The sequence below is a fragment of the Enterococcus mediterraneensis genome (assembly GCF_900604485.1).
Classification (GTDB): Bacteria; Bacillota; Bacilli; order Lactobacillales; family Enterococcaceae; genus Enterococcus_C; species Enterococcus_C mediterraneensis.
This window is the reverse complement of the sequence record NZ_UWOP01000001.1, coordinates 790,642-802,744: the sequence shown is the minus strand read 5'-3', so window position 1 is coordinate 802,744 and position 12,103 is coordinate 790,642. Positions and strand designations below refer to the sequence as shown.

Sequence of the window (12,103 nt, the reverse complement as noted above, 5' to 3'; positions counted from 1 at the left end):
ACCGTTATAACCACATCAAGGAGGAAACAAAATGGCTAAAAAGAGCAAAAAAATGCAAGAAGCATTGAAAAAAGTTGATGCAGCGAAAGCTTACTCAGTTGAAGAAGCAGTAGCATTAGCAAAAGACACAAATATTGCGAAATTTGACGCAACAGTTGAAGTTGCTTACAAATTGAACGTAGATCCTAAAAAAGCAGACCAACAAATCCGTGGTGCTGTAGTATTACCAAACGGTACAGGTAAAACTCAAACAGTTTTAGTTTTCGCAAAAGGCGAAAAAGCAAAAGAAGCTGAAGCTGCTGGTGCAGATTTCGTCGGCGATGACGACTTAGTACAAAAAATCCAAGGCGGATGGTTTGACTTTGACGTTGTTGTTGCAACACCTGACATGATGGCAACAGTTGGTAAATTAGGTCGTGTCTTAGGACCTAAAGGCTTAATGCCAAACCCTAAAACTGGTACAGTAACAATGGATGTAACGAAAGCAATCAACGAAGTAAAAGCTGGTAAAGTGACTTACCGTGTTGACAAAGCCGGAAACATCCACGTGCCAATCGGTAAAGTATCATTTGATACAGAAAAATTAGTTGAAAACTTCAAAACGATTCATGATGTTTTAGTAAAAGCTAAACCTTCTGCAGCAAAAGGTCAATACATGAAGAACATTTCCGTAACAACAACGTTCGGACCTGGGATCCACGTTGACCAAGCTTCTTTCTAATTTAATCTAGAAAAATTTTCTATAATTATTGACGCGGCTGCCTTATCTATGGTAAGGTAGTCGAGGTTAATAGTAACTGTACCGAAGACAGTAGGTGGCATAAGCCTTAATTTCCTACCGAGGACGTTTATTGAGATCTTTCAATAGTCCCTCTATGTCTACGGTGGCATAGGGTTTTTTATTGTTTAAAAAGCTCTACCATCAAAATCAGGAGGTGAAATTCAAGTGAGTGAAGCAGCTATCGCAAAAAAATCCGCAATCGTTGATGAAGTGACTGAAAAATTCCAACAAGCAGCTTCTGCAGTAATCGTTGATTACCGTGGGTTGACAGTGGAAGAAGTAACGAACTTACGTAAACAATTGCGTGACGCAGGTGTTGAAATGCGAGTTATCAAAAACTCGATCCTTTCTCGCGCTGCTAAAAAAGCTGGTTTAGAAGGTTTGGATGAAGTATTTGCTGGTCCTACAGCCGTTGCTTTCAGTAACGAAGATGTAGTTGCCCCTGCAAAAATCATCGACGAATTCTCTAAAGACGCTAAAGCATTAGAAATCAAAGGCGGTATCATTGAAGGCAAAGTTTCTTCATTGGAAGAAATCGTTGCATTGGCAAAACTGCCAAACCGCGAAGGTCTTCTATCTATGCTTCTATCTGTCCTACAAGCGCCAGTCCGCAACGTGGCTTACGCTGTCAACGCAGTCGTAGAAAGCAAAGAAGGAGATGCAGCATAATTGCCGCATAACCAAAATAAGATAATATTTTAATTAAACGGAGGAAACCAAAAATGGCATTGAACATTGAAAACATTGTCGAAGAGCTAAAAGGCGCGACAATCTTAGAATTAAACGATCTAGTTAAAGCGATCGAAGAAGAATTTGGCGTATCTGCTGCTGCTCCTGTAGCTGTTGCTGCTGGTCCTGCTGCTGCCGCTGAAGAACAAACAGAATTCACTGTAGAATTGACTGCAGCTGGAGACCAAAAAGTTAAAGTTATCAAAGCAGTTCGTGAAGCAACTGGCTTAGGCTTGAAAGAAGCTAAAGCTGTAGTTGACGGCGCACCTTCAGCAGTTAAAGAAGGCGTTTCTAAAGAAGAAGCAGAAGCATTGAAAGCTGCTTTGGAAGAAGTAGGCGCATCTGTAACAGTTAAATAATCACTTTTGATTGTTAAAAGCCAGAATCCTTATCTGATAAGGGTTCTGGCTTTTTTGTTGTTTATAAAAAAGTTATACGTCTTGTTTTTCTACTAAAGCCAATCATCAAGTTTTTTTAGCACATCTTGGGTTTGCTCATCTTCAGTATGGTTTAAAAAATCATGCTCAAGAAAATACACAGGAGTGAAAACCCCGGCTTTGTTTTTTTTCCCAAGTTGTTTGCTGTATTTAAAAGGTACTTCTTGATCAGATGTACTCGCAGTACTGAAAATTGGAGGGAGAGCGGAAATTTCATTTTCTGTAAGTGAAAAATTTGTTTGATCCTCTTTTTCGACACCATAATACTCATAAAGTTTTTTATGTTGGATACCATAGATATAAAGCAAGGAACGCTGTAGTTGAGGATCGTCCCAAATTGGTTCAGTTATTGGTAAATTGTGGATCGCTTCTTCAGGGATGGCAGGATGTCCGTTATCTTTTTGATTTTCAATAAAATCAAGGTTAAAGTATCCATAAAAATTGATCAGTTTTTCAGGCAACTGCTCTTGAGTAGTCATTATTTTTTTTGTTAATAAAAGCATTAAATATCCACCAGCGGAACGTCCGCAAAAAATGAAGGGAGAATGCTTTATATACCGGTTGTTTATCTCCTTGAATGTTTCATATAAAGCAGCGGATATATCGACAAGTGGTGAATTAGGCGCTAAGAGATAGTCAAGAGTAATGACGGTGTATCCTTGATTTAAAAATAGTTTTCTAAGAGCTATGGGCAGATCATTTCTACTACCATAGATCAATCCGCCACCATGAAAATAAAGTACATATTTAGTTGAAGCAGCATTCTGAGGAGAAAAAATTGAAATGGTACTTCCATTAGTTAATCTTTCTTCGGTGCTCATTTGTCGCACTCCTTTTCTTTAAATCTAATAGATAAGTTCCAGTTTCATAATTTAACACTTGTATTGGATTTGTCAAATCCAATGATAAGATATCTTCGATTTTATTCATACGATAACGAACCGTTTTTGAATGGAGAAAGAGTATCTCTGCAGTTTTTTTATAGTTACGATTATTTTGAAAAAAGGTAACCAATGTTTTAAATAAATCATAATTTTGTTCTGATAATTCTACTAAATTATCAGGAATCAATTTTTCTAGATTTTTTATATCATGTTCCCGCAAAAAGTAACGAAAAAGCCCTAATTGAGAATATTCAACGATACAGTCAAGATAGTATTCTTGATTAAAACGAATGATATCTAGGCATTCCAACAGAATTTCTTTTAGTTCTGTTTTTTCTTTCACGGTACTAATAGCAAAGGTCAAAGGCTGATACTCTGATAGGACAGATTGAAAAGTTCTTTTTAACCTATCTGTGTCTAATGTCGCTTTTTTATCAGGCAGATTGTACAAAACAATCAAGTAATTGTGATGTTCGAAAAAAATTGTTTTTTCTTGTAAACTCCGCAAAGTATAAAGAATTTCTTTTTTTAATAAACGGCTATTAAGAGTTTGCGTTGAAAAAGCGATCCCCTGATAGTAAGGAAAATCATTTAAGCAAGCTTCTTCTAATAACCCATTCAGCTCGTCTACATTTCTTGGAGGATCCTGCAAAATTGCTTCCGCTAAATTATTTAAACGAGCAAAACGATCTTTTTGTATCAGATATTCTAACTGTAATTTTTCTTGTATTACATCTACCGCATTCTCGATGATCATCAGATCTGTTTCTTTGGGAAAAGAATCATCTTGATAGACATATAATATGCAGTCATCCGCATATCTGTTGATAATATTCACTTTAAGAGCGAAAAATTCCTTTGCTGTTTGGTAAGAATATAACGTTAAGAGTTCATAGTTATTTTTAGTAAAACTTCTTTTTTTAAGATTTTCTGTTTTGACGACGACAGAGTCTATGCTCTGTTTTCCTGAAGCAATAGTAAGGTTCTTACTCGGTATTTGTAATTCACAATCTTTTTTTATAAGTGATTGAAACTCATGCATGATTTGTTCAAATGAAGTTAGATTGCGCTCGATCTTTGTAAACCGTTGACGGACGTCGTAATAAGTGTGCAGTACGTGGGATTGATAATCTAAAATCGGTTCGTAAATAGCCAACATGATTTTTTCGTAAGTCAGGTCTTTTTCTACTTTGATCAGTGGAATCTCGTAATCTTCCGCTAATTTAATAAACCAATGGGGGATGAGTTTGATAAGCCGCTCTACTTTTACCACCAGACCGCTGATTCCCATTTCCTTCATTTTTTTGAAAAATTCTGTCAGAGCAGATTGATCTAAGTTTTCAAATGCATAGAAGGAAGTAAGAATCAGTTGGTTTTCCTTACTCCAATTTTCGATGTCGATTGCTTCCAAAACCATAACTGATTCCACTTCATATTCCATTCCAATATTTCCGGTTAGTATTTTGCTTCCTCGGAAAATAGATAATTCTAAAAGATCTTTTATTTTCATAGAATTCTCCTTTTTTTCCCAAATAGATAAAAAATAGCTTTATTTTTAGAATTAAATTCAGTGTAAACGAAAACAATAACAAATACAATAATAGTGTAAGTAAAGGAGGATAACTATGTTAAAGACAATAATTATGAAGAATAACTATCAAGACTCAATTAATTTAATGCTGTTAACAAATCAAATAAATGAAATTGATGGCGTTGAAATGAGTCAAATCATGATGGGGACTGATGCAAACAAAGATATTCTCAATAATACTCATTTGCTGACAAAAGAAGCGAATGAAGCATCTCCCAATGATTTGATGATTGTTGTTGATAGTGAAGATGACAAAATTATGGATGTAGTTCTGCCAGTAGTCCACGAGTTTTTAAATGATCTTTCTTCAAAAGATAAAGGCGATAAGGAAGAATCAGCAACTTCTTGGGAAGAAGCAATGGATCACCTACCTGATGCTAACGTGGCACTATTTAGTATTCCTGGTGAATATGGGGCACCAGAAATGGAAAAAGCATTGAAAAACGGATTGCATGTGTTTTCTTTTACGGACAATGTTTCCATCGAAGATGAAGTTCATTTGAAGAAACTTGCCCATGAAAAAGGTCTATTGATGATGGGACCTGATTGTGGAACAGGGATTATTTCAAGTATTCCTATTGCATTTACAAATGTGATTTCATCAGGAAACATTGGGGTCGTAGGAGCTTCTGGCACAGGTATACAAGAAGTTACCACAATTATTGACCGTTTGGGAAGCGGTGTGGTTCATGCTATTGGAACTGGTGGACGTGATTTAAGTGACAAGGTAGGTGCAGTCACAGTCAAAGATGCTATCGTTGCATTGGAAAACCATGAACCAACAGATGTGATTTGTGTTATTTCCAAGCCGCCTGCAAAAGAAGTACGTGATGAAGTCGTTCAATTGCTGCAAAGTATTACTAAACCGGTTGTTGCCATCTTTCTTGGAGAAAAACCAAGTGCTCATGAAGGAAAAGTTTATTTGGCACATACGTTGGAAGAAACCGCTAAAATTGCGGTCGACTTAGCAAATGAAACCCCTATTCAAGCCAACTATTCTCAAAAAATGACACAACCTGATGTTCCATTATTGACAGAAGATAAAGTCGTTACAGGTCTTTATTCTGGCGGAACATTAGCGGCTGAAGCAGGAATGTTGATTTCAGAAGCACTACAATTAGATGGTTTAGTGAAAGAAGAAGGATATGTTCTTAGATCACATGGTTATGATGTGATTGATCTTGGCGATGATATCTACACACAAGGAAAACCGCATCCAATGATCGATCCAGAAGTTCGAATTAAAAAAATTCAAGAATATGCAAGCAATCCAAAGACTGGAGTCATTCTCTTTGATGTCGTGCTTGGTTATGGAGCTCATGAAGATATGGCAGGGGCATTATTGCCTACTATCAAAGAAGAGCAAGCTAAAGCAAAAGAAGAAGGGCGAACTCTTTACTTTGTAGCGACTGTCGTTGGTACAACAAAAGATCCACAAAATTACGAAAAAACTGTAGCAGAATTAAAAGAAAATGGAGTCTTCGTCCAAGAAAGTAATGCAAAAGCTGTGCGCTTCGCATTGATGCTGAAAGGAATTACTTTAGAGGAAGAAGACAAAAAAGTAGTTCCTTATAAAGGAAAGAAAGTCTCAATCCCTGAAGTCAGTGATAAAGTAATGGAACTTCTAAATACGAAACCACGTATTATCAATGTTGGTGTTCAAAGCTTTACTGAATCTATTCAAAAATATGGTGGTAAAGCAGAACAATTCAACTGGAAACCTCGAGCAAACGGAAATAAAAGAATGATCAAAATTCTGGACGCTTTAGAAGCGCATAAAGATGAAATCAACCAAGAAAACCATAAAGTTACAGAAAAAATTAAAAATGCACAACCATTCTTGATCGATGTAGTTCCTGCGAAGACAGTTATCCCTGAATTGAATGAACGGAAAAAAACTTTACTGCATGCTGGTCCTCCTATTCAATATGCTGATATGACCGGACCTATGCAAGGCTCATGTATCGGGGCAGCTCTTTTTGAAGGCTGGGCTGAATCAGAACAAGAAGCACAAAAAATGTTGGAAGAAGGAGAAGTGCGTTTCATTCCTTGTCATCACGTACATGCCGTTGGTCCAATGGGCGGTATCACTTCTGGAAACATGCCTGTGGTTGTCGTAGAAAATCGTTTGGATGGAACTCGTGCATACTGTACGATGAATGAAGGCATTGGAAAAGTGTTGCGTTTCGGTGCATATTCTGAAGAAGTCATTACTCGTTTAAAATGGATGCGGGATGTACTGGGACCAACGATTGCTGCGGCACTTAAAAAATCAGAAGATGGCATCAATTTAAGTGTTCTGATTGCTCGTTCAATTACGATGGGCGATGAGTTCCATCAACGGAATTTCGCAGCTTCATTGAACTTCTTAAAAGAAATCGCTCCGTTAATAATTGAATTATCTATAGACGATCAGAAAAAATATGAAGTTATTAAATTCTTAGCAGACACTGATCAGTTCTTTTTAAATATTATGATGGCAACAGGGAAAGCGATTGTAGATTATGCACGAAAAGACACTAAAGGAACGATCGTAACGACGATGACTCGGAATGGTGTTGATTTTGGTGTACGAATTGCTCAAAAAGGCGATGAATGGTTTACTGCTCCAGTGAATACTCCAAAAGGACTTTATTTCACAGGATTTACAGAAGAAGATGGGAATCCCGATATTGGAGATAGTGCCATTACTGAAACAATCGGAGTAGGAGCTATGGCGATGGTAGCCGCTCCAGGTGTTACGCGGTTTGTCGGCGCCGGTGGTTTCCAAGATGCATTAGATATTTCTAACGAAATGGCCACGATTTGTGAAGGACACAATGCTACCTGGTCGATTCCAACATGGGACTTCAAAGGAACTTGTTTAGGTATTGATATACGAAAGGTCGTAGAAACGGGAGTGACTCCTCTTATCAACACTGGTATTGCTAATAAAAAAGCCGGAGTTGGTCAAGTAGGTGCTGGAACCGTGCGGGCACCGTTGGCTTGTTTTGAAAAAGCTCTTGAAGCTTATGCAGAAGACTGGGGTATTCATATTGACTGAAGGGTTAATAAGTGATTACCTGTTACCTTTAGATAAATGGGGCAAGATTGGCAAAGTCCATAGTATTTTTGAACATTCGTTTAATATACAAGTGGAAGGTCACTTGATAAATATAGCAAATTATCATGAGTATCTTTCAAGTTTCGGTATATTTCTTTCAGAAGCAGAATTTGAACAAATTTTTCCGATCATTCAAAAGGACAGCTTAGTGAAGATTCGAAAAAATCAACTGACTTTTTTCGGATTCCAAGGGATTCATACTCTTACTACCTGTGATTTGCAAACTGTCTCTTTAAAAGTCACACCTATAAAAATCGAAAGACAACAATTAAAAGGAATCAAGAAGATTCTTGAAGCAGAAAAATTAGTTTCAAAAATCGGCTTATCTATGGATGAAAAACTGCAAGAAGTAATCCAGAGTTTGACGGATGACACATTAGACCCGATTGATTGGGAAGGATTGCTCAATTTTCTGATAGGACGCGGTAAAGGCTTGACTCCAAGCGGAGATGATCTAATAGTCGCCTATTTATCAACGCTAAAAATGTTTGGTGACAGCAGAGCTGAGGAATTATCCTCGGCTCTTACCAAGCATTTGACAGCTACTACTGATATAAGCCGTGCATATATCGAAACCAGCAGAGAAGGCTATGTTAATTCCATTTTCTACAAATTATTTCTTGATATAAAAAATTCATCGAAACTAGAAACGATAAATGTTGATTTGAGACGATTGATGAAAATCGGACATACTTCCGGAAAAGATTTAAGCTTTGGTTTTTTATTAGGAATTCAGGCGATTTTAAATAAAAAGGACAAGGAGAAGGAAAAATGGATAATTTGAAACAGAGTAAAGCTGTGAAAGTCAGTAACAATTACTGGATTAAAGTTGTTGTTCTGTTCTTTCTTGGTTGGATCTTGATGTACGCAACACGTACGATATTTAATCCAATCATGGGTGTTATTGGTGAAAACTTTGGCTTAAGTAATACACAATTAGGATTAGCCAACAGTATTTTCTTTTTAACTTATGCAATTGCACAAGTTCCGTTTGGTGTCATAGGGGATAAGTTAGGAAGAAAACTTGTAATTACAATTGGATTTGTAATCATGGCGGTTATGACTTACTTTAGCGGGATTGCTACGACGTTTGGAATGTTTTTGATCATCCGTGCAATCGCCGGAATCGGTCAAGGAGCATACTATGGTCCGCAATACGCGTTGTCGACTGAATCTATTCCTAAAAATAAATTGACTTTAGGTACAGCGATCATCAATAGTGGGATGGCGTTTGGTACTTCAGGGGGGTATCTGTTATCCAGTAAATTAGTTTTGGAAAATGGAGAACATTGGAGCAGACCTTTCTTCATTATGGCGATACCAACCATTATTGTCGCAATTCTCTTTTATACAATGCTCAAAGAACATGTAATTCGTCCAGAAGATGACAAAATTTCAGAAGAAAAAAAACCGACTGAAAATAAGGTTTCTTTTAAATCAATCATCTCTAACAAGAATCTAGTAGCTGCCTTTATCCTTTGCTTCACTAGTATCTATGCAAACTTTGTAATTATCACGTGGCTGCCATCTTTTCTGATTGCTGAACGAGGATTTGTTGGGACAAGTGTTGGCTTTATTTCATCCTTAGTTCCTTGGGCTTCGATTCCTGGTGCATTGATTTTTGCACGAATCGCGGATAAATCCGGAAGTACGAAGAAATTGGTTTATATTTTAATGCCGTTAGCAATTATATCTGTTTTTTCAATCGCTTTTGTGACAAATCGAACGCTGTTGATTTTGGTATTGATACTTTATGGATTAACTGGAAAACTTGCAATCGATCCTATCATCGTGGCTTACGTTACTAAAAATGCGCCTTCAGGTTCACTTTCTACTACTTTAAGCGCATATAATTTCATCGGGATGTCTGGTTCCATTTTAGCGCCATATATCACTGGTTTCTTGGCCGATTCAATAGGTTCGATGAAAGTTGGTTTTTACTTAGCATGTATATTACTAGTTATAGGATTGGTAGTATTTGCAGTAGTAGCGAAAGATGTGAAAGAACCGGAAAAAGTATAGAGGGGTTTGAAAAATGAGTTTAAACGTTATTGCACTTGGCGGAAATGCCATTTTAGAAAATGATCCAACAGACGAAGCACAAAAGCGTACTGTCTCAAAAGCAGCAGAAAAAATTGCTGCTTTTGTTGCGGGGGGAGAACAAGTAGTAATTTGTCACGGAAACGGACCTCAAGTTGGTAACTTGCTGATTCAACAAAAAGAGGCGGAAAGTGTGAATAATCCAGCCCTGAAACTAGATACATGTGTTGCTATGACAGAAGGAAGTATCGGTTATTGGTTACAAAATGCCTTAACAAATGAATTCCATCAATTGGATCTACCCATACCAGTAGTTTCAATCGTAACCCAAGTTCTTGTGGATAAAAAAGATTCTTCGTTTAATGATCCGACTAAACCAATTGGTCCTTTTTATACACAAGAAGAAGCAAACAAAGAAAAACAAAAAGACAATTCTATATTTAAAGAAGATGCTGGTAGAGGATATCGAAAAGTAGTGGCATCACCTCAGCCTAAAGAAATCATCGAAAAAGAAGCTATTCAAAAAATGGTTCAAAGCGGCATATTGCCTATTTGTGCTGGAGGTGGCGGTGTACCGGTGATCAAAGAAAATGAAAAATTAGTCGGTGTAGAAGCAGTAAATGATAAAGATTTTTCAGCATATGTACTTGCAGAAAATATTGAAGCTTCTAATTTGATCATTCTAACTGCAGTTGATAACATTTACATTAACTACGGAAAAAAAGATCAACAAGCATTAACAACAATTACCGTAGCTGAAGCAGAAAAATATATTGCGGAAGGACACTTTGCAGCGGGAAGTATGTTGCCTAAAATAAAAGCTGCTGTAGCATTTGTAAAAGGTGATTCAAAAAGGAAAGCAATCATCACCTCAATTGAGAATCTTGAAAAAGTTAGTGAAGGTGTGGGTACTCAAATTACTTACTGAAGTTAGCGAGGAAATGAAAATGAAAAAACTTTCAATGGTAACCAAGATTCTCATTGCTGTAATTCTTGGTATTGGCTTCGGCTTGCTTTTTCCATCTATCTCCCACCAGATAAAGCTTTTAGGTGATATCTTTTTGAAGCTGATGCAGATGGCGATTCCTATACTGGTACTAGGACAGATCATACAGGCTATGGGAAGTATCAAACCACGGGAACTGACTAGTTTGGGTGGGAGAACTATCATAATCTTTGGTGTTTCTTCCTTATTAGCAGCTGGTTTTGGAATTTTGATGGCAGTATTATTTTCTCCGGGAAAAGGGATAGATATTTCTGGAATTGGAGAATCTGCAATAAAAACGCAGGAAATCTCTTTAACAGAAACCATAACTGATTTATTCCCAAAAAATATTTTTGAGTCATTGACGAGTGGTTCAATTATTCAAATTATTGTTTTTGCACTATTCTTTGGGTTGGCACTGAACAAGTTTATGCAGTCGCATCCAGAATCCCAATTATTTCAAGTGATTTTAGACTTCAATGAAATAATTATTCAAGTTATCAGCTATGTAATGATCTTCGCGCCAATTGGTATTTTTTCGTTAATTTCATCGACGATTAGTAACTTAGGGATAAAAATTATCTTGCCTTTAGTGAAGTATCTTTTTATCTATGGTTTAAGTACATTTTTATTTTTAGCGCTCTGGATTGCTTTTCTCAGCATCTATTGCAAGTTCAGTCCCCTAAAACTGATTAAAAATATGCGACACATGTCTATTATGGCATTAGCGACAACCTCTTCGGCAATCACACTACCTATTGAAATGGAGGAAGCGCATACCAAAATAGGTTTAAGCAAACGCATCACTAATTTGGTATTACCGTTAGGAATGTCATTAAACAGTAATGGTTCTGCTATGCATATGGCAATTACTGTAGTAACAATCGCACAAATGTACACCATAAATTTGACGGTGCAACGATTTGTTTTTTTAGCGATTATGGCGACCTTTGTATCTTTGGCAAACGCAGTAGTTCCTGGAGCAGGTCTAGTTTCTTTGGCGATCATTGTTCCACAAATGGGATTACCTGTAGCAAGTATCGCGATTTTTGCTGGTGTAGAGTGGTTTGTGGGAATGTTGCGAACGATTTTAAACGTTAATTCAGACGTCTATTCAGCTGTTTTAATAGCGAAGACAGTGGATGAATTAGATTATGAAGTTTTTAACGAAATAAAAGGCTAGAGTGATTTATCACTGTTTCGATTTATAAAATAATTATTTGACAATTCCCACAATTTCTACTATGATTATCAACAATAACAATAGTTCTAATAAACGTCGAAAAGAAGAGTACCGGTCATAGAGTTTTCAAAGAGAGCCTCGGGTGGTGAAAAGAGGTAAAAGGAAGGATCGGGAAGATGGTCTTTGAGTGGAAAGTGTGAGTTGTAAGATTAGCGCTTTTCGGGAGTGCCCGTTACAGCACCAAGGTCTTGCAGATTTGCAGTACCTGGTAAGGCTGTTTTTGCGAGAAAACAGCAAAGTTAGGTGGTAACACGATGATTTCGTCCTTTCATTTTTTGAAAGGGCGTTTTTTTTATATTTGAAAAGGAGA

At 37.0% G+C, this 12,103-nt stretch carries 10 protein-coding genes and 2 other annotated features; of the genes, 8 read left to right on the top strand and 2 right to left on the bottom strand.

Annotated elements, in window-relative coordinates; genetic code table 11:
• Positions 1 to 31 precede the first annotated feature (31 nt).
• The 3 genes from rplA to rplL all read left to right on the top strand — a co-directional run bounded on the left by rplA (position 32) and on the right by rplL (position 1,869).
• Positions 32 to 721, top strand: a complete 690-nt coding sequence (rplA, locus tag EFB00_RS03805) for a 50S ribosomal protein L1 (RefSeq protein WP_122645594.1) — start codon at positions 32 to 34, stop codon at positions 719 to 721.
• Between the two features lie 63 nt (positions 722 to 784).
• Positions 785 to 911: a sequence feature (ribosomal protein L10 leader region), on the top strand.
• A 35-nt stretch (positions 912 to 946) separates the two neighbouring features.
• On the top strand, positions 947 to 1,450 hold the full coding sequence (rplJ, locus tag EFB00_RS03800) for a 50S ribosomal protein L10 (protein WP_122645593.1): 504 nt from the start codon (positions 947 to 949) through the stop codon (positions 1,448 to 1,450).
• 53 nt (positions 1,451 to 1,503) lie between these two features.
• Positions 1,504 to 1,869, top strand: coding sequence for a 50S ribosomal protein L7/L12 (gene rplL, locus EFB00_RS03795; protein WP_122645592.1), 366 nt, complete (start codon positions 1,504 to 1,506; stop codon positions 1,867 to 1,869).
• 92 nt (positions 1,870 to 1,961) lie between these two features.
• Here the strand turns inward: rplL and EFB00_RS03790 are convergent, their stop codons facing one another.
• Positions 1,962 to 2,768, bottom strand: a complete 807-nt coding sequence (locus EFB00_RS03790; protein ID WP_122645591.1) for an alpha/beta hydrolase — start codon at positions 2,766 to 2,768, stop codon at positions 1,962 to 1,964.
• Entirely contained in the window at positions 2,743 to 4,341 is a 1,599-nt protein-coding gene (locus EFB00_RS03785) for a PucR family transcriptional regulator (protein ID WP_122645590.1), read from the bottom strand. Before EFB00_RS03785 ends, EFB00_RS03790 begins: the two co-directional genes overlap by 26 nt.
• Positions 4,342 to 4,456: 115 nt before the next feature.
• Between EFB00_RS03785 and EFB00_RS03780 the strand changes: the two genes are divergently transcribed.
• From EFB00_RS03780 to EFB00_RS03760, 5 genes are read left to right on the top strand one after another with little or no spacing between them, the layout of a single operon-like run.
• Positions 4,457 to 7,465 (top strand): bifunctional FdrA/YlbE family protein, encoded by a 3,009-nt coding sequence (locus EFB00_RS03780; RefSeq protein WP_122645589.1) that lies wholly within the window; start codon positions 4,457 to 4,459, stop codon positions 7,463 to 7,465.
• Positions 7,458 to 8,309, top strand: coding sequence for an oxamate carbamoyltransferase subunit AllH family protein (locus EFB00_RS03775; protein WP_164709419.1), 852 nt, complete (start codon positions 7,458 to 7,460; stop codon positions 8,307 to 8,309). Before EFB00_RS03780 ends, EFB00_RS03775 begins: the two co-directional genes overlap by 8 nt.
• Positions 8,297 to 9,547, top strand: coding sequence for an MFS transporter (locus EFB00_RS03770; protein ID WP_122645587.1), 1,251 nt, complete (start codon positions 8,297 to 8,299; stop codon positions 9,545 to 9,547). The genes EFB00_RS03775 and EFB00_RS03770 overlap by 13 nt, the downstream gene beginning before the upstream one ends.
• Before the next feature lie 13 nt (positions 9,548 to 9,560).
• Complete coding sequence (gene arcC / locus EFB00_RS03765) at positions 9,561 to 10,493, top strand: carbamate kinase (RefSeq protein WP_122645586.1); 933 nt, start codon at positions 9,561 to 9,563, stop codon at positions 10,491 to 10,493.
• A 19-nt stretch (positions 10,494 to 10,512) separates the two neighbouring features.
• Complete coding sequence (locus tag EFB00_RS03760) at positions 10,513 to 11,733, top strand: dicarboxylate/amino acid:cation symporter (RefSeq protein WP_122647031.1); 1,221 nt, start codon at positions 10,513 to 10,515, stop codon at positions 11,731 to 11,733.
• An 87-nt stretch (positions 11,734 to 11,820) separates the two neighbouring features.
• Positions 11,821 to 12,064: a binding site (T-box leader), on the top strand.
• Positions 12,065 to 12,103 lie beyond the last annotated feature (39 nt).